The sequence below is a fragment of the Methylobacterium sp. J-118 genome, from assembly GCF_057836565.1.
In genome coordinates this window covers 1,152,156-1,173,986 of the sequence record NZ_JBYQFA010000001.1, presented here as the reverse complement: position 1 = coordinate 1,173,986, position 21,831 = coordinate 1,152,156, and the positions used below count along the sequence as shown (strand labels likewise).

23 protein-coding genes and 1 tRNA gene are annotated in these 21,831 nt (G+C 69.2%); 14 read left to right on the top strand and 10 right to left on the bottom strand.

All coding sequences use genetic code 11. The features are described 5' to 3' along the window. Positions 1-2 precede the first annotated feature (2 nt). Positions 3-782: an EAL domain-containing protein gene (locus AC3IF3_RS05710; RefSeq protein ID WP_489220051.1), complete on the bottom strand. Its 780-nt coding sequence runs from the start codon at positions 780-782 to the stop codon at positions 3-5. 113 nt (positions 783-895) lie between these two features. On the opposite strand from AC3IF3_RS05710, the gene AC3IF3_RS05705 reads away from it, so the two are divergent. After that, positions 896-3,097, top strand: a complete 2,202-nt coding sequence (locus AC3IF3_RS05705; protein ID WP_489231248.1) for a 3-hydroxyacyl-CoA dehydrogenase NAD-binding domain-containing protein — start codon at positions 896-898, stop codon at positions 3,095-3,097. Between the two features lie 2 nt (positions 3,098-3,099). Here the strand turns inward: AC3IF3_RS05705 and AC3IF3_RS05700 are convergent, their stop codons facing one another. After that, positions 3,100-4,029: a LysR substrate-binding domain-containing protein gene (locus AC3IF3_RS05700; RefSeq protein WP_489227763.1), complete on the bottom strand. Its 930-nt coding sequence runs from the start codon at positions 4,027-4,029 to the stop codon at positions 3,100-3,102. A 164-nt stretch (positions 4,030-4,193) separates the two neighbouring features. Here AC3IF3_RS05700 and AC3IF3_RS05695 point away from each other — a divergent pair, with 164 nt between their 5' ends. Beyond that, positions 4,194-5,102, top strand: a complete 909-nt coding sequence (locus tag AC3IF3_RS05695) for an amino acid ABC transporter substrate-binding protein (RefSeq protein ID WP_489227762.1) — start codon at positions 4,194-4,196, stop codon at positions 5,100-5,102. A gap of 16 nt (positions 5,103-5,118) precedes the next feature. After that, positions 5,119-6,180 (top strand): threonine aldolase family protein, encoded by a 1,062-nt coding sequence (locus AC3IF3_RS05690; protein WP_489227760.1) that lies wholly within the window; start codon positions 5,119-5,121, stop codon positions 6,178-6,180. Positions 6,181-6,217: 37 nt separating this feature from the next. Here the strand turns inward: AC3IF3_RS05690 and AC3IF3_RS05685 are convergent, their stop codons facing one another. The 3 genes from AC3IF3_RS05685 to AC3IF3_RS05675 form a co-directional block, all read right to left on the bottom strand. Next, on the bottom strand, positions 6,218-7,078 hold the full coding sequence (locus AC3IF3_RS05685) for a 3'-5' exonuclease (RefSeq protein WP_489227758.1): 861 nt from the start codon (positions 7,076-7,078) through the stop codon (positions 6,218-6,220). Between the two features lie 72 nt (positions 7,079-7,150). Beyond that, positions 7,151-9,583: an NAD-dependent DNA ligase LigA gene (gene ligA / locus AC3IF3_RS05680; RefSeq protein ID WP_489227756.1), complete on the bottom strand. Its 2,433-nt coding sequence runs from the start codon at positions 9,581-9,583 to the stop codon at positions 7,151-7,153. A 65-nt stretch (positions 9,584-9,648) separates the two neighbouring features. Then, complete coding sequence (locus tag AC3IF3_RS05675; protein WP_489227754.1) at positions 9,649-10,944, bottom strand: MFS transporter; 1,296 nt, start codon at positions 10,942-10,944, stop codon at positions 9,649-9,651. A gap of 127 nt (positions 10,945-11,071) precedes the next feature. On the opposite strand from AC3IF3_RS05675, the gene AC3IF3_RS05670 reads away from it, so the two are divergent. From AC3IF3_RS05670 to AC3IF3_RS05630, 9 genes are all read left to right on the top strand, one after another. After that, positions 11,072-11,764 (top strand): 4'-phosphopantetheinyl transferase family protein, encoded by a 693-nt coding sequence (locus AC3IF3_RS05670; protein ID WP_489227752.1) that lies wholly within the window; start codon positions 11,072-11,074, stop codon positions 11,762-11,764. A gap of 84 nt (positions 11,765-11,848) precedes the next feature. Next, positions 11,849-11,925: transfer RNA gene (locus AC3IF3_RS05665), tRNA-Pro, on the top strand. Positions 11,926-12,796: 871 nt separating this feature from the next. Then, complete coding sequence (locus tag AC3IF3_RS05660; protein WP_489227751.1) at positions 12,797-13,441, top strand: FkbM family methyltransferase; 645 nt, start codon at positions 12,797-12,799, stop codon at positions 13,439-13,441. Between the two features lie 129 nt (positions 13,442-13,570). Continuing rightward, entirely contained in the window at positions 13,571-13,939 is a 369-nt protein-coding gene (locus tag AC3IF3_RS05655; protein ID WP_243964978.1) for a hypothetical protein, read from the top strand. A gap of 424 nt (positions 13,940-14,363) precedes the next feature. Then, entirely contained in the window at positions 14,364-14,573 is a 210-nt protein-coding gene (locus AC3IF3_RS05650) for a cold-shock protein (RefSeq protein WP_243964979.1), read from the top strand. 104 nt (positions 14,574-14,677) lie between these two features. After that, complete coding sequence (locus AC3IF3_RS05645) at positions 14,678-15,040, top strand: DUF6481 family protein (RefSeq protein ID WP_489227749.1); 363 nt, start codon at positions 14,678-14,680, stop codon at positions 15,038-15,040. A gap of 41 nt (positions 15,041-15,081) precedes the next feature. Further along, positions 15,082-15,279, top strand: coding sequence for a hypothetical protein (locus AC3IF3_RS05640; protein ID WP_243964981.1), 198 nt, complete (start codon positions 15,082-15,084; stop codon positions 15,277-15,279). 310 nt (positions 15,280-15,589) lie between these two features. After that, complete coding sequence (locus AC3IF3_RS05635; RefSeq protein WP_489227748.1) at positions 15,590-15,835, top strand: hypothetical protein; 246 nt, start codon at positions 15,590-15,592, stop codon at positions 15,833-15,835. Between the two features lie 9 nt (positions 15,836-15,844). Beyond that, positions 15,845-16,117, top strand: coding sequence for a hypothetical protein (locus AC3IF3_RS05630; RefSeq protein ID WP_489227746.1), 273 nt, complete (start codon positions 15,845-15,847; stop codon positions 16,115-16,117). Between the two features lie 121 nt (positions 16,118-16,238). Here AC3IF3_RS05630 and AC3IF3_RS05625 read toward each other — a convergent pair whose 3' ends face one another. The 3 genes from AC3IF3_RS05625 to AC3IF3_RS05615 form a co-directional block, all read right to left on the bottom strand. After that, entirely contained in the window at positions 16,239-16,370 is a 132-nt protein-coding gene (locus AC3IF3_RS05625) for a hypothetical protein (RefSeq protein ID WP_279598123.1), read from the bottom strand. A 45-nt stretch (positions 16,371-16,415) separates the two neighbouring features. Next, complete coding sequence (locus tag AC3IF3_RS05620; RefSeq protein ID WP_489220041.1) at positions 16,416-16,694, bottom strand: hypothetical protein; 279 nt, start codon at positions 16,692-16,694, stop codon at positions 16,416-16,418. A 161-nt stretch (positions 16,695-16,855) separates the two neighbouring features. Then, a complete protein-coding gene (locus AC3IF3_RS05615; RefSeq protein WP_489227744.1) occupies positions 16,856-17,359 on the bottom strand; it encodes a response regulator in 504 nt (167 codons plus the stop codon). 107 nt (positions 17,360-17,466) lie between these two features. Between AC3IF3_RS05615 and AC3IF3_RS05610 the strand changes: the two genes are divergently transcribed. Together AC3IF3_RS05610 and AC3IF3_RS05605 are read left to right on the top strand one after the other, a co-directional pair. Then, entirely contained in the window at positions 17,467-18,330 is an 864-nt protein-coding gene (locus AC3IF3_RS05610) for a transglutaminase family protein (protein ID WP_243964984.1), read from the top strand. 163 nt (positions 18,331-18,493) lie between these two features. Continuing rightward, complete coding sequence (locus AC3IF3_RS05605; RefSeq protein ID WP_489227742.1) at positions 18,494-19,549, top strand: hypothetical protein; 1,056 nt, start codon at positions 18,494-18,496, stop codon at positions 19,547-19,549. Positions 19,550-19,556: 7 nt separating this feature from the next. Here the strand turns inward: AC3IF3_RS05605 and tgt are convergent, their stop codons facing one another. Together tgt and queA are read right to left on the bottom strand one after the other, a co-directional pair. Next, positions 19,557-20,693 (bottom strand): tRNA guanosine(34) transglycosylase Tgt, encoded by a 1,137-nt coding sequence (tgt, locus tag AC3IF3_RS05600; RefSeq protein ID WP_489227741.1) that lies wholly within the window; start codon positions 20,691-20,693, stop codon positions 19,557-19,559. Continuing rightward, positions 20,690-21,754: a tRNA preQ1(34) S-adenosylmethionine ribosyltransferase-isomerase QueA gene (gene queA / locus AC3IF3_RS05595; RefSeq protein ID WP_489227740.1), complete on the bottom strand. Its 1,065-nt coding sequence runs from the start codon at positions 21,752-21,754 to the stop codon at positions 20,690-20,692. Before queA ends, tgt begins: the two co-directional genes overlap by 4 nt. Between the last annotated feature and the right edge of the window lie 77 nt (positions 21,755-21,831).

The following is a 21,831-nucleotide window of genomic DNA, read 5'->3' as shown; positions in this document are numbered from 1 at the left end:
CCTCAGGCCGCGCGCGCGGCCGCCATGGGGGCGAATCCCGCCACGGGCGGCAGCGCCTCCAGAAGCGGCTTGGCGAAGTGGTAGCCCTGCACGAGCGTGATTCCGAGATCGCGAAGGGCGTCGAGTTCACCCGCGGTCTCGACGCCCTCCGCGAGGACCGTCACGTCGAGCGCCCGGGCGATGGCGACCACCCCCGAGACGATGGCGTGGCGGCCGGCATCGGTATCGAGGCCGCGCAGCAGGTCCATGTCGATCTTGATCAGGTCGGGGCGGAAATTCGCCAGGAGGCTCAGGCCCGCGAAGCCGGCGCCGAAATCGTCCAGCGCGGTGAGGAAGCCCTGCTTCCTGTAAGCCGCCACGATACGCTTGACGTGCGCGGTATCGTGGAACCGCTCCTGCTCGGTGAACTCGAACATGATCCGCCGATGCGCGAAGTCGACGCGTCGCGCCGCCTCCAGGGACGCGCGGATACAGGCATTCGGCTCGTAGACGGCATTCGGCATGAAGTTGATCGACAGCCGCGTGCCGCTGTCGCGGGCGAAGAGGCGCCCGGCGAGTTCAATCGCCTTGACGCGGGCGGCCTGATCGAACTGGTAGCGCGTCTCCTCGGTGACGCGATCGAGGATCGTCCCGGCCGGCTCGCCGTTCGGGCCGCGCACCAGCGCCTCATAGGCCCAGACGGATCGGTCCGTGAGGTCGAGGATTGGCTGGAACGCCATCGTGAACTCGAAGTCGAGCTTGGTGCCGGCGCGGCAGGCGCGGCAGCCGATATCCTTCATCATGTCCGGCTTCCGTCGGTTCCCCCCGACGGGAAGACCTTGGACGATGGCGCTCTACACAACCTTAACGTGGGCGCGTCGGATTCATGCCGACGCCATCCTGGGAGGACGGCACCGTGACGCTGACCGATTTCCGCTTCGAGACTGATCCCGACGGTATCGCTCTGGCGACCTGGGATATGCCTGGCCGTTCGATGAACGTGATCACCGAAGGCGTGATGGACCAGCTGGAGCGGATCATCGCGCAGGTCGCCTCCGATCCGGCCATCAAGGGCTGCGTGATCGCCACCGGCAAGGACAACTTCTCCGGCGGCGCGGATCTCACCATGCTCCAGGGCCTCGGCCGGGCCTACGAGCAGCTCAAGGCCGAGCAGGGCGAGGAAGTAGCGATGCGCCACTTCTTCGAGGCGTCCCGGCGCCTGTCGCTGTTGTTCCGGCGGCTGGAGACCTGCGGCAAGCCCTTCGCGGCGGCGATCCAGGGCCTGTGCCTGGGCGGCGCCTTCGAGCTGGCGCTCGCCTGCCATTATCGGGTCGCCTCGGATGACGGGAAGACCCGGGTCGGCCTGCCGGAGATCAAGGTCGGCCTGTTCCCGGGCGGCGGCGGCACGCAGCGGGTCGCCCGGCTGATGCAGACCGGCGACGCGTTGCAGATGCTGTTCAAGGGCGAGCAGATCCGCGCGCCCATGGCCAAGGGCATGGGACTAATCCACGCGGTGGCGCCCCAGGGCGAGATCGTCGAGCGCGCCAAGGCCTGGATCCGCGAGGGCGGCTCCGCGGTGGCGCCGTGGGACGTGCCGAAGTTCAAGGCGCCCTCCGGCAAGGTCTACTCGCCCGCCGGCATGATGATCTGGCCGCCGGCCAACGCCATCTACCGGCGCGAGACGCACGACAATTATCCGGCCGCCAAGGCGATCCTGGCCTCCGTGTACGAGGGGCTGCAGCTGCCGATGGACCTCGCCCTGCGGGTGGAGAGCCGTTACTTCGCTCATATCCTGCGCTCGACCGAGGCGGCGGCGATGATCCGCACGCTGTTCATCTCGATGGGCGAGCTGAACAAGGGCGCCCGCCGGCCGAAGGACGTGCCGGCCACCCGTCTGAACCGGGTCGGCGTGATCGGCGCCGGGTTCATGGGTGCAGGCGTCGCCTATGTGACCGCCCAGGCGGGCATCGAGGTGGTGCTGGTCGACCAGTCGGTCGAAGCCGCCGAGAAGGGCAAGGCCTACGCCCACACGCTGATCACCGGCCAGATCAACAAGGGCCGCGCCAAGACCGCCGACCGGGACGCGCTGCTCGGCCGGATCCAGGCCACCTCGGATTACGGTGCGCTCGCCGCATGCGACCTCGTCATCGAGGCCGTCTTCGAGGATCCGAAGGTGAAGGCCGAGGTGATCCGGAAGGTCGAGGCGGTGATCCGTCCCGACGCGATCTTCGCGTCCAACACCTCGACCCTGCCGATCACTGGCCTCGCCATGGGCGCGCAGCGGCCGGCCCAGTTCGTCGGCATCCACTTCTTCTCCCCGGTGGAGAAGATGATGCTGGTCGAGATCATCAAGGGCGAGGCCACCGGGGACGCCGCGCTGGCCACGGCCCTCGACTACGTGCGCCTGATCAAGAAGACCCCGATCGTGGTGAATGACGCCCGCGGCTTCTTCGCCAACCGCTGCGTCGGCGCCTACATCCTCGAAGGGCACAAGATGCTCGCCGAGGGCGTGCCGCCGGCGATGATCGAGAGTGCCGGCCGCCAGGCGGGCATGCCGGTCGGGCCGCTCTCGCTGAACGACGAGGTCGCCCTCGACCTTGTGCTCAAGATCGCCAAGGCGACCGAGGCCCAGGTCGGGCAGGGTGCCGTCGACCCGGCGCAGAAGGCGATCCTGTCCGCGATGGTCGAGACCCAGGGCCGCCTCGGCCGGAAGAACCGCAAGGGCTTCTACGACTATCCCGAGGGCGCGCCGAAGCGCCTCTGGCCCGGCCTGAAGGACCTCCAGCCGAGCCGCCTCGACCCCGATGCGGTGGACTTCAACGAGCTGAAGCAGCGGCTGCTGGTGGTGCAGGCTCTGGAGGCCGCCCGCACGGTGGGGGAGGGCGTGATCACCGACCCGCGCGAGGCCGATGTCGGCTCGATCCTCGGATTCGGCTTCGCGCCGTTCACCGGGGGGGCCCTGTCCTACATCGACTTCATGGGCGCGGCGGCCTTCGTCGATCTGGCGCGCGGGCTCGAAGCCAAGCACGGCCCGCGGTTCCGGGTGCCCGACAACCTCGCCGCCATGGCTCAGCGCGGCGGCACCTTCTACGCGGAGGCCGAGAAGCGCGCCGCCTGAGATCAGCCGGCCGGACGCCCGTGGGCGGCGTCCGGCAACCGTGACAGTTCCTCCAGAAGGACGGCGCGTGCGCAGGCACCGAAGGCCCGCATCAGGCGCCCCCGCGCCCGGTCGGGCGGGAACAGCAGCGCGAATCGGACGGGCAGGGCCGGTGCGAAGGGCCGAATCGCGATCGGCGAGATCTTCGCCTCCTCGTGCGCGGCGAGCGGATTCATCACGCTGACGCCGAGCCCGGCCGAGACCAGGGTGCAGATCGACGCGCCGAGCCCCGCCTCGGCGGTGATCGTCAGCGCGATCCCGGCCGCATCGAACACGGCCTCGGTCCGTTCGCGCAGGGCGCTTCCGAGGGAGGAGGCGACGAAGGGCACGCCGCGAAAATCCGCAGGTCCCAGCACGGCGCGCGCCGTCAGCGGGTGGTCCTCCGGCAGGACCGCGACGCAGGCGCGCGTCTCGACATGATCGAGCCGGGCGTCCCGGGCTTCGCCGTAGAGCATCGTCAGCGCGGCATCGCAGAAGCCGGTGGCAACCCAGTTATTCACCGTGTCGTCGTCCCCGGAATGGATCGCCACGACCACGTCCGGGTGCGCAGCGCGGAAGCGCACGACCGCCCGGGCCAGGAGGCCCCCCGCCAGCCGGGGCATCGCCGCGACCCGCAGCCGCTCAGCGCCGAAGGCGCGGATGCGTGCAGCCGCCGCCTCCAGGCTGGTGAGACCCACGAAGGCCCGCTCGACCTCGGCGTGGAAGCGGGTGCCGTCGAGGGAGGGGACCACCCGGCTGCCGCTGCGGTCGAAGAGCGGAAGGCCGGTGATCGTCTCGAGCTGGGCGATCAGCCGGCTCACCTGCGGTTGCGAAGTGTGGAGGTGCCGGCTCGCCTCGGTCATGGAGCCGGTGGCCACCACCGCCCGGAAAGCCTCGATGTGCCGGAAAGTCATGCGCCGCTCGGCCATATCGGATCCGTATGCTGGGCGGGTGAATCGGCATTGGACGCGGTCCCGCCGCCGCTCCTACGATCAGTCGGCAAAGATTCGGCGCGACAGCCCGATGTCGCGCGGGTCCGGAGCATTGACGGTTCCGGGATAACGAGGGGGTTCGGATCGTGTCGAGGGCGCTTTCGCTTCTGGTGGCCTCTCTGTGCTGGGCCGGGCTCGCCGCCCCCGCCGCCGCCGAGGGGCGCCTCGACAAGATTCGCGCCACCGGCCAGATCAGCCTCGGCTTCCCCGACGCGTCACCGCCCTTCGGTTTCCTCGACCAGGACGCCAAGCCGGTCGGCTATTCGCTCGAGATATGCGAGCACGTCGCGGAGAAGCTCAAGGCGGTCCTGGGCCTCTCGAAGATCGACATCCGCCACGTGCCGGTGATGTCGGCGACCCGGATCCCGCTGATCAACAACGGCACGATCGACCTCGAATGCGGCACCGCCAGCAACCTGCCGGAGCGGCACAAGCTAGTCTCGTTCGCACCGACGACCTTCGTGGCGCAGGTGGTGCTGGTCGCCAAGAAGGACGCGCCGGTCGACGTGAACGACATCGCCTCGTTCCGTGGCAAGGCCATCTCGGCGCAGGCCGGCGGCGAGACCCAGCGCGTCGCGACTCGGCTCAACGTCCAGGACAAGCTCCAAATCCAGGTGATGCCGGCCAAGGACACCGCGGAGGTGTTCCTGCTCGTGGAGACCGGCCGCGCCGCCGGCGCGATCAACGACGATGCCCTCGCGCACGCCACGGTCGCGGGCGCCAAGCGGCCGGGTGACTACAAGATCGGCACCAAGGGCTTCGAATTCGCGCCCTACGGCATTCTGGAGCCGAAGGACGACCCGGCCTTCAAGGCGGCCGTCGACAAGGCGGTGGTCGAACTGATCCAGGACGGCACCGTGGCGCGGCTCTACACCCGGTACTTCGAGCGCCCGATCCCGCCGCGGGGCATCAACCTCGAACTGTCGATGAGCGACGTGCTGCGGCGCGCCCTGGCCAGCCCGACCGATTCCGGCGACGAGAGCGTGTATCGATAGGGCCAGCGAGTTCGAGTTGTCACACGATCTGACCCGCGAGGCCGCAGCGGCGGCTGCCGTCGACCTGCGTAGCGACACGGTCACCCGGCCCACCGAGGCGATGTATGCCCGGATGCGCACGGCGCCGCTGGGGGACGACGGGCTCGAAGGCGACCCCACCGCGCGGGACCTCGAAGAGACCGCCGCCGCGATCCTCGGCAAGGAGGCGGGCCTGTTCGTGCCGAGCTGCACCATGGCCAATCTGCTCGCGATCCTGGCGCAGGTCCGGCGCAGCGAGCAGATCCTGCTCGAGGCGCAGGCCCACATGGTCAACACCGAGCGGGGTGCGGCGACCTTCACGGGCACGTTCCTGCTCGGCCTGCCGGGGACCGACGGGGCCATGGACCTCGACCGGCTGGAAGACGCCCTCCGTCCCGGCGCCAGCCCGCTTCGGACCGGCATGATCGCCCTGGAAACGTCCCACAACGCGGCCGGCGGGGCTGTGCTGCCGCTGCAGCATATGGCGGCGGTGTCCGCCCTCGCGGGGGCCCGCGGCATCCCGGTGCATCTCGACGGGGCGCGCCTGTTCAACGCCGCGGCGTCGCTCGACGTGACCCCGGCGGAGGTCGCCGCGCCGGTCGACACGGTCTCCCTCTGCCTCTCCAAGGGCCTCAGCGCGCCGGCGGGGGCGGTTCTGGCTGGCCCCGCCCCGGTGATCGCGGAGGCGCGACGCCTGCGGAAAATGCTCGGCGGCACCCAGCGCCAGATCGGGATCGTCGCGGCGGCCGGCCTGGAGGCGGTGACCGTGATGGGAGCCCGGCTCGCCGAGGACCATGCGACGGCGCGCCGGCTCAGCGCCGGGCTGAACACGCTCGGGCCCCGCATCGTCGCGAGCATCCCGCAGACCAACATCGTCCAGGTCGATCTCACCGGGACCGGGCGCGCCAGCGCCCGCTGGATCGCCGATCTCGAAGCCGCCGGGATCCTGACGCGCCCCTTGGGGCAGCGGCGCCTGCGGCTGGTCACGCACCGGCATATCGGTGCCGGCGACGTGGACCGCGCGATCGCGGCGTTCGGAGCCTGTCTCGACGCGGCGTGACTGTCGCCGGGTCCCGCGTGCCGGCGTTGTCGCCGCGCTACGCCACCCGCGCCCGCGCCCCGAGCATGCGGGCGAGCAGCGCCACATCGGTGGCGTTGTCGGACAGGAGGTCGGAGATGTCCCCGATCTCCAGCGCCTTCACGTGGCGGCAGCGCATCCCGAAGCGGCCGGCTCTGCAGGTGCAGCGCAGTTGCGGACCGCCCGCCCGCTCCTCCAGAACGACGTCGTACCGGTTGCCGGTCGATCCGCGCATGGCGAAGCTCAGGGCCGCGGGGGCGGCGGAAAAGGCGGCGAGCGCCCGGCCGCTGATCGCGCCCGGTATCCGACGGGTGTGGGGCGGTCCGCCGGCGACCCGGGCGATGGGCACGCCGATCGCCGCTGCGAGGCGGTGCGCGTCCGGCGTCTCGGTCTCGCGCATGGCGGCCAGGGCGATCGCCGCGCAGGCATAGGCATCCTCCCCGGCATCGTGATGCTCGAAGCGGATGCCGAGGCGCCGGGCGACTTTGCCGAGGCCGCAGCCCTCCGGGGCCGGGAACACCCGGCGCGCGACCTGCACCGTGCACAGATAGGCGAGATCCGGAACCGGCAGGCCGGCCCGGGCGAGGCCGGCGCGCAGGACGCCGATGTCGAAGCTGGCATTGTGCGCCAGGATCAGCCCGCCCGCGAGATCGTCCAAGTACGGCGCCATCGCGCCGGCGAAATCGGGCGCGTCGACGACGTTCGACGGCAGGATCCCGTGGACCCGGATGTTGCCCGGCGCGAAGCGCATCTCCGGCGGCCGGATCAGGTGGCTCTCCCGCCGCACGATGCGGCCGTCGGCGATCCAGGCGAGTCCCACCGCGCAGGCGCTGTCGCGCCGCTCGTTGGCCGTCTCGAAGTCGAGGGCCAGGACCGTCATCGCGGATCGACCGTGCCGGGTGGGAGTTCTCGGGGTGTTCTCAGGCCGGTTTAGGCCGAGCGGAATCCCGCTTCAACCCTGCGCCACCATCGCGAGCCAATCGTCCTCCGACACGACCCGGACGCCGTGCTTTTCCGCGTCCTTCAGCTTCGAGCCGGCCCCGGGACCGGCCACCACCAGATCGGTCCTGGCCGAGACCGAGCCGGAGACCTTCGCCCCGAGCCGCTCGGCCACCGCCTTGGCCTCGTTGCGGGTCATCTTCTCCAGGGTGCCGGTGAACACCACGGTCTTGCCGGCGAAGGCCGAGGCCGCTTCCGGCCGCTCCATCGGCTCGACTTGGACCTGATCGAGCAGGGCCGAGACCGCGTCGGCATTGTGCGGCTCGGAGAGGAACAGGATCAGTGCCTCCGTCGCCACCGGGCCGATCTCGCCGTCATCGGCGAAGACCTGGTAGGCGTCGCCCGGGCGCTGTCCGCCGGCCCGATCGAGCGCGGCCCGCACGGCGTCCAGATCGCCGTAATGCGCGAGCAGGTTCTCGCGCTGGGGCGCGCTCAGGCGCGCGCGTTCCTTGGTTGGCGTCTCGCCATCCTCCGGAAAGCCCAGCTCGAGCAAGCGATCCCGGGTCGTGCCGCCGACCCGGGGCACCGCGGTCAGCTCGATCCAGTCCGGGCCGGGTTGCGCGGCGGCCGCCTCGGCGATGGCGGCGATCAGTAACGGCATGTCGCGGAAGCGTTTGGCCAGGGCCTTGGCAGTGGATTCGCCGATCTGCGGGATGCCCAGGGCGAACAGCAGGCGGTGCATCGGGATGCTGCGGCGCGCCTCGACGCCGGCGAGCAGGTTCCTGATCGCCTTGTCGTCGTCCTCGCCCTTCTTCTTCGGGGTCTTCTTGGGCGGCTCCGCCGACCCCGATTCGGCCCGGCGCTCGGCCGAGAGCGCCCCGCGCCGGGCCACGATGGCGGCTTTCAGCGTATCGAAGTCGAGACGGAACAGGTCCGCGGGCTGGCGCACCAGCCCCGCCTCGAACAGGACCTCGACATAGGTCTCCCCGAACCCCTCGATGTCGAAACCGTTGCGCGACACGAAGTGCTTCAGCCGCTCCACCCCCTGCGCCGGGCAGATCAACCCGCCGGTGCAGCGGCGGATCGCGTCGGGCCGGCCGGTGCGCGGGTTGATGGCTCGGACGGCGCGGCTGCCGCAGGCCGGGCAGGTCTCCGGGAACGCGTAGGGCTGCGCGTCAGCCGGGCGCTTGGACAGGTCGACATCCATCACCTTGGGGATGACGTCGCCGGCCCGCACCACCGTCACGGTGTCGCCGACGCGGATGTCGCGGCCATCGCGGATCGGCTCGCCGTCGGCGCCGACGCCCTTCACGTAGCCCTCGTTGTGTAGGGTCGCGTTGGAGACCACGACGCCGCCGACCGTCACGGGCCGCAGCTTCGCCAGCGGGTTCAGGGACCCGGTGCGGCCGACATTGATGACGATATCCTCGACCGATGTCGTCGCCTCCTGGGCGGCGAACTTGTGGGCCAAGGCCCAGCGCGGCGAGCGCGAGACGAAGCCGAGCCGTTTCTGCAGGGCGAGGTCGTCGACCTTGTAGACGACGCCGTCGATATCGTAGCCGAGCGTGGCCCGGTTCGCCTCGATCCGGCGGTAATGGGCCAGCATCGCGGCGATGTCGGTGACGGTCTCGGTGAGCGGGTTCACCGGCAGCCCCCAGGCGGCGAAACGCTGCAGGGCGCCGGACTGGGTCTCGGCGATCGGTGCCGAGAGCTCACCCCAGGCATAGGCGAAGAACTTGAGCGGCCGGGACGCGGTGATCCCCGGATCGAGCTGGCGCAGGCTGCCGGCGGCGGCGTTGCGCGGGTTTGCGAAGAGCGGCTTGCCCGCAGCCTCCTGGCGGGCGTTGATCGCGGCGAAATCGGCGTGGGACAGGTAGACCTCGCCGCGCACCTCACAGATCTCCGGCCAGCCCGCGCCGGCGAGCATGTCCGGGATGTCGTGTACGGTCCGGGCATTGGCGGTGACGTTCTCGCCGACCTCGCCGTCGCCGCGGGTGGCGGCGGTGTCGAGCCGGCCGCCGACGTAGCGTAGGGACAGGGACAGGCCGTCGATCTTCGGTTCCGCCGTGAAGGCGAGGGGCGCGGCCTCGGCGAGGCCCAGGAACCGGCGCACCCGGGCCGTGAACTCGGCGACCTCCGCGTCGTCGAAGGCGTTGCCGAGCGACAGCATCGGCACCGCGTGCCGCACCTTGGCGAATTTTTCCGAGGGCTTGGCCCCCACCGCCGTGCCGGCCGCACCGGTTCCGGTGAGATCGGGGAAGCGGGCCTCGATCGCCTCCAGGCGGCGGCGCAGACGGTCGTAATCCGCATCCGAGATCTCCGGCGCATCCTCCTGGTGGTAGAGCCGGTCGGCCTCCAGGATCGCCTCGGAGAGCCGCGCGTGCTCGGCGCGGGCCTCCTCGGCGGTCAGGTCGAGGGCGGGCGGATCGGATTGCGCGGCGGCCATGGCGGCGTTCTAGCGCATCGGGCGCCCGGCGGGACCCGGCTGCAAGGCGGCATCCCCGGTTTCCCTCAGTCACGGACGGCGAGCAGATCGCCGCGGCCCGCGACCCGGAAGGCGCCGAGAAAGACGATCGCCACGAAGAACGCCGCCGCCGACAGCGGAAGGATCGGCGCGAGCCAGCCGGCGAGCGCGGTGCCGGCGACCGAACCCAGGTTCATCGCCGCCATGTAGACCTCGAACTGCGTGGCTGCCCCCGCGCGCCCGCGGCTGGCCTGGAGCAGGGCCGGCATCAGCGCGACGATCAGCAGGCCCGGCAGCATGTCGGTCAGTGCCAGGATCAGCGGTCCGGCCGACCCGGCGCGGCCTGCGCCGAGCAGGGCGGCGGCGGCCATGAAGGTGACGGCGCTGGCCAGCAGGAGCGCGCGCAGCGGCCGGACCGGGCCCGCCCTGTCGGACCAGATCCCCACCGCCAGCGCGCCGGCCGTGCCGCTCGCCAGCGCGAGCCCGGCCTGAAGCCGTGAGAGGGCGGCCGGATCCCAGGCCTGGCGCTGGAGCAGATCCACCGAGAAGGGCAGTTCGAACAGGCCCAGCGCACCGTCGAGGCCGAAGCACAGGGCGAGGAGCCGGAGAGCCCTCGGCCGCCGGAGGCTGGCCGCGAGCCGGCGCAGGAAGCGGCGGAATGGGAGGCGTCGGGGCGCCGGTCCGCGCCGGGTCGGCGTGGCGAGCGCATCGGCCGGCGCCTCGCGGACCAGCAGCATCGGCAGGCTCGCCAGGATGGCGGCCGCGAGGAGCCAGCGCGCGCTCACGGCGAGCCCGTACGCCGCGAGCATCCAGGCGAAGGCCGCGGCGCTGAGGCTGGTCCCGACCACGAACCCCGCCCGCGTGCACCCGCTGACCCGGCCGAGCTCGCCCTCGGGGACGTGGTCCATGATCATCCGGTCGCAGGCGGTGTCGAGGAGGGCGGCGCAGAGGCTGTGCGCGAAGAAGATCAGGCCCAGCCACCCGATCCGATCCTCGCCGCCCCACAACAGGAGCGCCAGGGTGGCGTGGCACCCCAGGATTGCCGCGACGGCGAAGATCCGGCGCCGGCTCATCCGGGAATCCCCGCCCCGGTCGACCACCGGACCCCACAGGAGCGGCTGGAGGGTCCAGGGCAGGCCGGCCAGGGCGAAATGGACGCCGATCTCCGCCGCCGAGACGCCCCGCGCCGTGAGATGGTTGGCCAGGGCGGTCAGCGAGAACCCGGCGATCAGACCCTGATAGAGGTAGGTGGCGAAGAAGACACCGTAGCGGGTGCGGCGCCCGGAAAGGCTCGGCTTCTGCCGCAGGGTGCTCTCGGCACGGAGCGCGGTCTGCCCGCTCAACCGCGCCGGCCCTTGCCCACTGCGCGATGCGGCGCGATGCTCCTCATGCCGCCTTCACCGGATGCGCTCCCGTGCCCTCACGTTCCCCAGACCCTAGCCCGGGCCGACATCCGTCGCGAGGCGTCGCTTGAGCGCGGCGGACGTGTGGCTCGTCGACCTCGCCCTGTCGCCGGACCGGCTCGCGCGATGCGCGCATGTCCTCGATCGACCGGAGCAGGACCGCGCCGAACGATTCCTGCGGCCGGCGGACCGGGCGCGCTTCATCGCGAGCCACGCCGCGCTCCGGCTGATCCTGGCTGAAGCGCGGGGATGCGTGCCCTCCGAGATCCGCCTGATCGCCAGACCGGGCGGCAAGCCGGAGCTGATCAGTCCGGCCGGGGGCGGCGCCGATTTCAACCTGTCGCATTCCGGCTCCCGGGCGCTCGTCGGCCTCTGCGACGCGGCCGCGATCGGCGTCGATATCGAGCGGCTCCGGCCGATCCCGGACGCCCTGCGGATCGCGCGGGCGCATTTCGCGGCGGACGAAGCCGGCGCCCTCGCGGCCCTGCCGCCCGAGATGATCGGGCCGGCGTTCTTCGGGCTGTGGACGCGCAAGGAAGCGGTGGTAAAGGCCTTGGGCACGGGCCTGTCTGCCCCCCTCGACCGATTTAGCGTCACCCTGCCGCCGGCGCCGCCCCGCCTGCTGAGCGGGGGCGACTCCTGGACGATGGCGTCGGTCGAGGCCGGCCCCCTCTATGCCGCCACCGTGGCGGTGGGCGCGGTCGGCACGACGATCCGCCAACAGACGCTGCCCGCGGACTGGCCGGACCGTCTCGGCTGAAAGCGGCGAGTCCGCGCTTGCGGCGCGCCGAAGGCACGGCTATAAGCCCGCTCGCCGGCCTCGACAGAGATGCGGGACGGCCTTCGGAGTGTAGCGCAGTCTGGTAGCGCACCACGTTCGGGACGTGGGGGTCGCAGGTTCAAATCCTGCCACTCCGACCAATCTTTCCCGAGATTTACCATCCTCCTGGCCTATTGTCGGACCGGTGACGGGTTTACGCCGCGGTGTCGCATCGCGAGCAGCTTGATGCTTGTTGCCGTCTTCGAAACGCGTGCGGTGGTCGACCGCGCAGACCTTAGCACGTCAGATATGACGCGACTGATCTCTGCGAACGATGGCCGTCCTCTGCCAAAACGCCAGGGCTCGACCCGCTCGAAACCGTGCGCGGGAGCCCGCGCGCTCAGAGCCACCGAGATCGGCAGTCGGGCTCGGGCGCATGGACCGATTCAGACCATGATCCCTGCGGGTCCAACCGGTGAATGAACGTCCCAGACGCTACCGGGACGCGCCGGGACCGTAGGCGGTAGCGCCCCGCAGCAGCCGATCGTTCACCCGCATGCTGCGCGTTCGATCCCGCGGGCTATCGTCCCCGGTTTGACAGTCAGGGCGTGCTGCTCCGAACAGGCGGCGGTTTGCCTTGTTCGTCGGGTGGCGGAGTCGAGCATCAGGGGCACGATCCGAAGCGGGGACGCACAGCGACAGCCCACGGCCGTGAAGTCCGTATTGCGTGTGAAGCCCTCTCAAGGCTACGGAGGCCGTGCAGTACAGTGATCGGCATGAATATGTCCTGACGCAGATGATGGGCCAGCGCGACATAAATATGATCACTCACAGCCGCAATAGATTTCGTTTCTTGAGGGTCATAAGAGCATGAATATCGATAACGATAGGATTTTTGAATTAGAAAGAGTGGCAGAATTTCATGCCTTCTCTGTACGGCAGCTTATCGCGCAGCGTGAGCGCTTGTTCAGAATCGCAAAACTGTCATAGAACTTCATAAATTCGGACAATGCGGCACAAATTGGCAAAGTCTTGGGCCTGGTCGAGAAGTCAAGCGGGCAGTTTTACCAAGATATATTCGGACTGCTCTACAATCAAGCGAAACAAAGCGGCTTTTTTGTCGAGTTCGGAGCGTGTGACGGATTGTTCCTGAGCAATACGGCGTTGCTCGAGAAGGAGTTCGGTTGGGCCGGCATCGTCGCTGAACCCATGCCGACTTGGCATGCGCAACTGGCCCAGAATCGGAAATGCTTGATCGAAAAGCGGTGCGTCTGGCGAGAAACGAAAGCTCAGATACAGCTCCTAGAGTACAAAGACGACGAACATAAAACGGAATCCCGCATTGCGGGCCACGACTCCAAGGACCGGGACGTCGCGCGGATACATACGGTTGAAACCGTCACATTGACGGATATGCTGACACAGAATGGCGCGCCGAACATTATCGATGTGATGTCTATCGACGTCGAAGGCGGCGAGCTAGATATTATTGCAGACTTTGCATTCGATAGATACAAGATCAATTTTCTGACCATCGAACAGCATGCCGGAAACGCGGAGCCGATTCGTGCGTTGATGGAAGCAAAAGGATATACGCAAGTCCTGGCAGAAATTTCCGGGCATGACGGTTTTTATGTGCCGCGCGAATCGGCCGAGCAACTCGGGTCATCACAATAGACAGGCCGATCGGCCCCTCGATTTGGACGGGTGCCGAACCGGGAGCGGAGGTCGGGATGACGCCGCAGCGCACCCGCGTTGCCAATCCCGTCCTGACGCGTTGTCCCGCCGAAACTGTAGGAGGTGTCAATGCCCGTGATTCGGTGGCTGATCGGCAAGATCATCGGCTTCTTTCTCGCCCAGACCAGGGCGCGCCAAGCCGGCGTGATGGCGAAGCAGCGCGAAGCCGGTCGCTTCGAGGGCGATTATTCGACCAAGGCCAGGAACTTCGAAGATGACTACAACGCCGCCGCGCGGATGCTGAAATCTCGGATCGATAAACGCTTTCCCGACAGCTACTATGCGCGGCTGAGTTCCGGCAACAACAGCTCCTACGATTACGGTCAGGATCGTGCGTTGGCGATCGATACTATGTCGACCGCCATCGCCATGGCGTTGCGCGGCGGCGCCTCCGTCGAACAAGCCGCTGCGGCGGGTGCGGCCAGCGTCGGGATCTGATCACCCGTATCGGACCGGCCCTCGGAGGCGGGACGGGGTGCTGATCTTTGAAGTCGTGGCGAGGCTGTCCGGCGGCCGGTGCCGGCTCAAGGACCGGTCGTCTCGACCGACGCGGTCGTTTTGCAGGGCGCGGCGGCCGCCCGGCGCAAGGTTTTCAAAAACCTCTCATTCGGCACGCAGCTTCAGAAGCGCAACGATGATGGCTGCGTCGCGACTCGCCAAATGTCGCCCGTTCGCATTGTGCGGTTGTTATTGTCGCTGTGATGGCGTACAGGTAAGAAATCGACTGTTGGCCAGATATTCGGCCGCATCGCCTGAACAGGGCGAGCGCACTGCATCTCTCCCATTTTCGACGACCAGCGACCGAGCGCGTGTAACGCGTGCGCTCGACCTCTTTGTTTGCCTATAATGATATGGAACACCTATGAGCATCGGCACCGTCAAGTGGTTCAACGACACCAAGGGCTTCGGCTTCATTCAGCCGGATGACGGCGGCAAGGACGTGTTCGTTCACATCTCCGCCGTCGAGCGCGCCGGCATGCAGGGTCTGACCGAGGGGCAGAAGGTTTCCTACGAGATGGAGACCGACCGTCGCAGCGGGAAGCAGTCGGCCGGCAGCCTCCAGGCCGCTTGAGCCTCACTCGTCCTTCGGAACGAATTGCGAAGCCGTTCCCCCCGGAACGGCTTCATCTATTTTCTGCCGCTGGATCCGAGTTCCGGTGTGCATGAGGAGACTTCGTGGGCCAATACAAGACAAGTCAGCTCGTTGATCGCATCGAGGCTGTCACCAAAGCGCGGCAGGCCACGCTCGACCGATTCCGGGCACGTCCGGCCGCCGATGATCCGGCCGTCCTCGCGCAGCAGGCCGCCCGGCAAGCCGTGGTCGAGGCGCGCGATGTGCGGAACGCCGAGCGGGAAACCGCCCGTGCCGCCGACGAGGCCCGGCGTGAAGCCGAAATCCTGGCGGAGAGCGAGCGCGCCGCGGCCGAACTCATCCGCCAAGAGGCCGAGACGTCCGAGCGGCAGGCAGCCCAGGCCGCCGAACAGAAGGCTGCGCGCGATGCACGCTTCGCGGCGCGCAAGGCCAGAACCCGCCGATAGGCCGTTCCAACCCCTCGAAGCGCTTCCCTGGAGGACGGCACATGTCTCACAAGTTCAAGGTCGGCCAGCACGTCCGGCAGCTCGGTCTCAGCTACTCCGGCAACAAGAGCGTCGTCGACGGTCTCTTCGAAGTGGTCCGGCTCACGCCGGATGACCGCTCGGGCGAGCCGACCTACCGGATCCGGTCCGACCTCGGCGAACGGGCCGCGCGGGAAGGCGAACTCGTCCGCGCCTCCTGATGAGGGCTTGACCAGGACACGGACTGCCTCCGCCCGGTGACGACCTGCGAAGCGACGAAGCTGTGCGAGGACCATCCTCGCCAAGGATGGTCGCCGGCGGCCGGAAGAAACGACGCGCTGAGGCGACGCCGTTTGTCGGATTGGCAACACGCTGCACGCAAGATCTCGACGATCGACGCAGGCAGGACCCGAGATCGTTCCTTAGCGGTTCGATCATGAGGGCGGGGCTGCCATGCATTTGCAAGTCGGATCGTTCGAAGATCCAGCCACGTTTGATCGTGACCGTGCGTGCTGCGGCGAGGAGCCTGCTGTGTACAATCCTTTCCTGTCATCCCTGATGCTCGCGATCGAGTCGCAGCGCGTGATCGAATTGCGGCTGGTCCGTCTCGCCTGGGGCGGCCGTGAGGGGTTGGCCGAGGCGCAGTCGATGATTGTGGAAAAGGTCGACGCCGCGGCGGAGGCCATGGCCACCCTCATGTTTGGCGGTTCGCCTGAGACTGTCATCGCGCGCTACCGCGAACATGTCGCCGCGAACACGAAGCGTCTGAGCATCTAGGACCCAACTATGTTGACGGCCGATTCACCCGCCCCCGATGTCGCGATCATCGAGCCCAACCAGACGGCCTACATCCTCAAGGTCTCGCGTCCGGACGATGCGGAACTGTCCGGGCGTCTGGTGATGTTCTACGCCGCGATCACGACATCCGAGGCCGATGCGCTCGCCGTCGTGCGCCGTGCCGTGAAAGCTGACGCGGATGTCGAGCCGACCGGCGTCCGTCTCTCGCAGCAGACGGCCAGCGCGCTCGCCCTGGAGGCAGGTCTTGCCAGAGCCCTCTGACGCGGTGTTCAGGGGCATCATGGCGGACTGCAGTTTCACCGCGCAGTCCCAACCGTGTCCGCAGGGTGTCTCCGGCATCCCCGCGGCCGGTCCCCCCGATGGGGTCGACCGGCCGCTCGATTCAGCCTCGTCCGGCCGTCTTCATGGCTCCTGCGACGGTGCCCTTGGTCGACGGGGCCGCCGCGTTGGTTTTTGGGACGGGGGCTTTCGGCTTCTTGGTCTCGCGGTTTCCGCGTTTCTTTTCGGTCGCCATGGTCTCGCTCCTGGAGGAAAAGTCGCAGGCGGAACTGTGCCGCCCTCAGGGTCGGATCGTCGGCTCGTCTCCGAGCAGCCGGATCGAGTTCGCGATCGGGTTATCGAGGGCGCCGAACACCGCGACGAGGCGATCGCTCGCCCATAGTTCGGCACGATGCCCCTCGACCAATCCGACCGCCTGACGCTCGGCGTCACCGTCGTTGCGGGCCGTGATGATGCAGGTCGTGAGCACGCTGCCACTCGGGGCGAACCGATGCACCTGATAGATCCGGCGTGCATGCCGCGACCGGGGCTTGGCGGGGAATTTGATGAGGTCTGCCACGCGCGCCTGTCCATCGCAGGCGGGGGCACGGGCCCTCAGCCACCGGAGCCTGGGTCAACCGTTCCGGTAGTTTCGATAGTCTGCACCGGCGAGGCGGACAAAGATAGCCCTGAACCCGGCTTCCGGCCTGCCGACGCAGCCGGACACTCGTGGCATCGCGCCTACGACTTTCTGAGCTGGTCGGGATGCTTCTCGTCCGGCATCGTCTCGCGCACATGGCGTCGGACGATCTCAGGACTGAATGGTTTACCGATGAACGTCGCGCCCTTGGGCAGGTCCCCCGGTCCGGGCTTCAGCCGACCCGAAGCGACGACCACCGCGATGTGCGGCCACCGCTCCGCGGTGACCCGTGCTAGGTCGAAGCCGTCTGCCTCCCCCGGCATCTGGACGTCGGTGAACAGCAACTGCACCGCACCGTGGTGCCGATCCAGCACCTTCAGCGCCTGGGCGACATTCATCGCCTCCAGCACCTGGAAGCCCGCATCCTCCAGGATGCTGGTCGCCTCCATCAGGATCAGGGCGTCGTCATCAACGACGAGGGCGTGGGGCGCAGCGCCCGGATTAAAATGGTTCACTGACTTCAACGCGTACGAGGGGCAATGCGGTTGCGCCCAAGACAAAATAGATTTGTCGCACCCGCCAGGTTTGACGTGCATCTTCAACATGCGACGACTGCTCTATAGAGATGTCAGCCTATGGTCGGCGCCGTGCTAAGTCGACCGCAGGCGGTCGGGACACCCAGCCTCGGCAGCGCCAGATTCGGGGTGGTCCGTTGGTCGAGATCAGCATCAGGCACCGGACCACATACCGCTATCGCCAGCCGGTTACCCTCGGGCCGCACCGGCTGATGATGCGACCCCGGGAGAGCCACGAGCTGCGCGTGCTGTCGAGTACCGTCACCCTGTCGCCGGATGCCGCCGTCACCTGGGCTCAGGATGTCGCTGGCAATGCCGTCGCGACGGCGACGTTCAGCTCCGAGGCGGACAGCCTCGCGGTGGAGTGCCTGTCCCGGGTGGTGCTGTCCGCCGCCGCCTACCCAGTCTTCGCCATCGCCGCCTCGGCGATCACGTTCCCCTTCCGCTACACGGACGATGAGTGGACGGATCTCGGGGCGCTGACGATCCTGCAATATCCGGACGGCGCTCCGAGCCTGCGGGACTGGGCGCAGGGCTTCGTGGCCTCCTACCCGACCGACACGCTATCGCTGCTCAAAGACCTGAACGCCGGCGTCGGGAACGCCATCGCCTATCAGGTTCGCGAGGACGAGGGCACGCAGTCCCCGAGCCAGACCCTGTCCCTCCGGATGGGCTCCTGCCGGGATCTCGCGACGCTCCTCGTCGAGGCGGTGCGCAGCCTCGGCTTCGGGGCCCGGGTCGTCTCGGGCTACCTTCACGACCCGTCGCGGATTCTGCTGGGCTCGGCGGATTCCGGGGCCACGCATGCCTGGGCGGAGATCTTCCTGCCGGGCGCGGGTTGGATCACCTTCGATCCAACGAACCGGAGCGTCGGCGGTGCCAATCTGATCCCAGTGGCCGTGGCCCGCGACATCCGGCTGGCCATGCCCCTGGTGGGAAGCTACCTCGGACCGGCGGACGCATTCCTGGACATGTCCGTTGCGGTCAGCGTCGGCGGATAGCCGCCGGCGGATCGTCCGAAAGCTGCTCACGGCCTGTCGGGGCGATACCGCCGGCGCGCGACGTCGAACGCATGGGCCTCGGAACGCATGGGCCTCGGAACGCATGGGCCTCGGAACGCATGGACTTCGGCGGCGACGTGCCGGACGGGTAAGAATGCCATCCATGGCATCGCGATCGCCGAAACACCTTCAGGACGAAGCGGGCTGCGCCGCGGCTTGGTCGCGCTTTGCCCGCAGCGTCATCGCCATCGCGGCGTTCCTCGGCGTGTCGGTGATCGCCTCCGTGGCGATGCTCGATCCCTACGGATTACGCGCGGCGCCGGGCCACCCACCCGGCCCGATCATGGATGCCAACCAGCGTCTGGCCTACCCGCAGATCGCCCGCGGCGGCGCCTTCGACGCGGCGGTCTTCGGCACCTCGACAGCCCGGCTGCTCGATCCGGACGCCCTCGACAGGGCCTTCGGCGCGCGGTTCGCCAACCTGGCCATGAACGCCGCCACCCCGGACGAGCAGCTCCACCTGGCCGCGCTGTTCCTGGCGCGGCGGCCGGTGCGCGCGATCCTGTTCGGGCTCGACGCGACCTGGTGCGCGGCCGATCCCCCCGCCCGCACCGCGAACGCGTTTCCGGACTGGCTCTACGCGGAGGGGGCGCCGTGGGGCGTGTTGCGGCAGGTCAACCTGCGGTCCGTCACGGCGGCGGCCCGGGTCGGGCTCGCGCGTTTCGGACTGGCCCGCCCCCGGATCCGGTCGGACGGCTACGCGGTCTTCACCCCGCCGGAGGATCGCTACGATGCCGAGCGTGCCCGGGCCCATATCCGAGCCGGCGCCGCCGATCCGGCCGCACCCGCCGATCCGCCGGACGCGCCCATGCCCGCGCTCGATCGCCTCGACCGGTTCCTGGGTGGCGTGCCCGCGGAGGCGCTGAAGCTCCTGGTCTTCATGCCGGTCCACGCGGCCGCGCAGGGGGCCCCAGGGACGGCGGCGGGCCGGCGCGAAGCCGCCTGCAAGGCCCGGGTCGCCGCGATCGGAACCGGGCATGGCGCGACGGTGGTGGATTTCCGGATCGCCTCGCCACTCACGACCCGGGACGCGAACTACTGGGACGCGCTGCATTACCGCCTGCCGGTGGCGGCCGGGATCGTCACGGATCTGAAGGCCGCGGCCGCGACCGGTGCGGACGACCCGGCGGGGGTCTATCGGGTGCTGGCCCACCCCTGAGGCGGTATCACGCGGCGGCCCGCTCGGCCCGTGCCCAGCCCTCGCGGGTACCGCAGCAGTAATCCGCGAAAGTCCCGGCCCGGATCGCCGCCCGGGCGCCTGCCATCAGGTCCTGGTAGTAGGCGAGGTTGTTCCAGGTCAGCAGCATCATCCCCAGGATCTCGTTCGACCGGACCAGATGATGCAGATAGGCCCGGGAATAGTCCCGCGTCGCAGGGCAGGCCGAGGCCTCGTCGAGGGGCGCCGTATCTTCGGCGTGGCGGGCGTTGCGCAGGTTGACCCGGCCATGGCGCGTATAGGCGAGGCCGTGGCGGCCGGCGCGGGTCGGCATCACGCAATCGAACATGTCGATGCCGCGGGCGACCGCGCCGAGGATGTCGTCGGGCGTGCCGACGCCCATCAGGTAGCGGGGCTTGGCCTGCGGCAGGTGCGGCTCGACAGCCTCGATCATGGAAAACATCACCGCCTGCGGCTCGCCCACCGCGAGGCCGCCGACCGCGTAGCCCTTCAGGTCGAGGTCGGTGAGTGCCCGGGCGCTCTCGACCCGCAGGGCCGGGACGTCACCGCCCTGCACGATGCCGAACAGGGCCCGGCCCGGCTGCTCGCCGAAGGCGACGCGGCACCGCTCGGCCCAGCGCAGGGACAGGTGCATGGCCTTCTCGATCGCCCCGTGCTCGGCCGGCAGGCGCACGCATTCGTCGAGCTGCATCTGGATGTCGGAGCCGAGCAGTCCCTGGATCTCGATGGAGCGTTCCGGGCTCATGTGGTGGGCGGTGCCGTCGATATGCGAGCGGAAGGTCACGCCCTGCTCGTCGATCTTCCGCAAAGCGGACAGCGACATCACCTGGAAGCCGCCGGAATCGGTCAGGATCGGCCGGTCCCAATTCATGAAGCGGTGCAGGCCGCCGAGGCGGGCCATGCGCTCCGGGCCGGGGCGCAGCATCAGATGATAGGTGTTGCCGAGCACGACGTCGGCGCCGAGGTCGCGGACCTGCCCGGGATACATCGCCTTGACGGTTGCGGCCGTGCCCACCGGCATGAAGGCCGGGGTCCGGATCTGTCCACGCGGCGTCGTGATCGCGCCGGTGCGAGCCGCGCCGTCCTGCGCCAGCAGGGTGAAGCCGAAGGGGGCAGGGTCGGTCATGGCAGATCCGCGCGCGGGCCGGTGAAGAGCAGGCTGGCGTCGCCGTAGGAGTAGAAGCGGTAGCCCGATCGGATCGCGTGCGCGTAGGCCGCGCGCATCGTCTCCAGGCCCGAGAAGGCCGAGACCAGCATGAACAGCGTCGAGCGTGGCAGGTGGAAGTTCGTCACCAGGGCATCCACCGCCCGGAACCGGTAGCCCGGGGTGATGAAGATGTCGGTGGCGCCGGAATAGGCCGAGAGCCGTCCGTCCGGTGCCGCGGCGCTCTCCAGCAGGCGCAGGGCCGTGGTCCCTACCGCGACGATCCGGCCGCCGGCCGCCCGGACGGCGTTGAGCGCCTCGGCGGTGGCCGCGTCCAGATAGCCGACCTCCGCGTGCATGCGGTGGTCCGCCGTATCCTCGGCCTTGACCGGCAGGAAGGTGCCCGCGCCGACATGCAGGGTGACGTGGTGGCGCTGCAGCCCGGCCGCGTCGAGATCCGCGAGCAGCGCCTCGGAGAAATGCAGCCCGGCCGTGGGGGCCGCGACCGCGCCTGGGTTCCGGGCGTAGACCGTCTGATAGTCGGTCACGTCCCGCGCATCGGTGGCGCGCTTGCCGGCGATGTAGGGCGGCAGCGGCAGGGCGCCCTCGGCCGCGATGGCGGCGTCGAGGGCGGCGCCCGCCCGGTCGAAGTCGAGCACCACCTCACCGGCCTCGCCCTTTCCGGCGACCGTTGCGGTCAGATCGCCGAAGCGCAGCGTGTCGCCGGCGGCGAGCCGCTTGGCCGGGCGGGCGAAGGCGCGCCAGCGCGCCGGCCCTTCGCGCAGATGCAACATCGCCTCGGTGCGCTGCCCGGGGGCGCCCGGCCGGGTGCGCAATCCGTGAAGCCGCGCCGGGATCACCCGGGTGTCGTTGAAGACCAGGGCGTCGCCGGCCCGCAGGGTGCTGGGGAGGTCGCGGACGGTCCGGTCGTCCGGTGGCGCGCCCGGCCGCACCACCAGAAGCCGTCCGGCATCGCGCGGCTCGGCCGGGCGCAGGGCGATGCTGGTCTCCGGGAGGTCGAAATCGAACAGGTCCACGCGCATTGCGGGCTGCCTGCACTGAACCGCACGCGGTTTCAACCGCGGAACCGCAGCCGAGCGGGCCCGTTTCCGCGTCACCT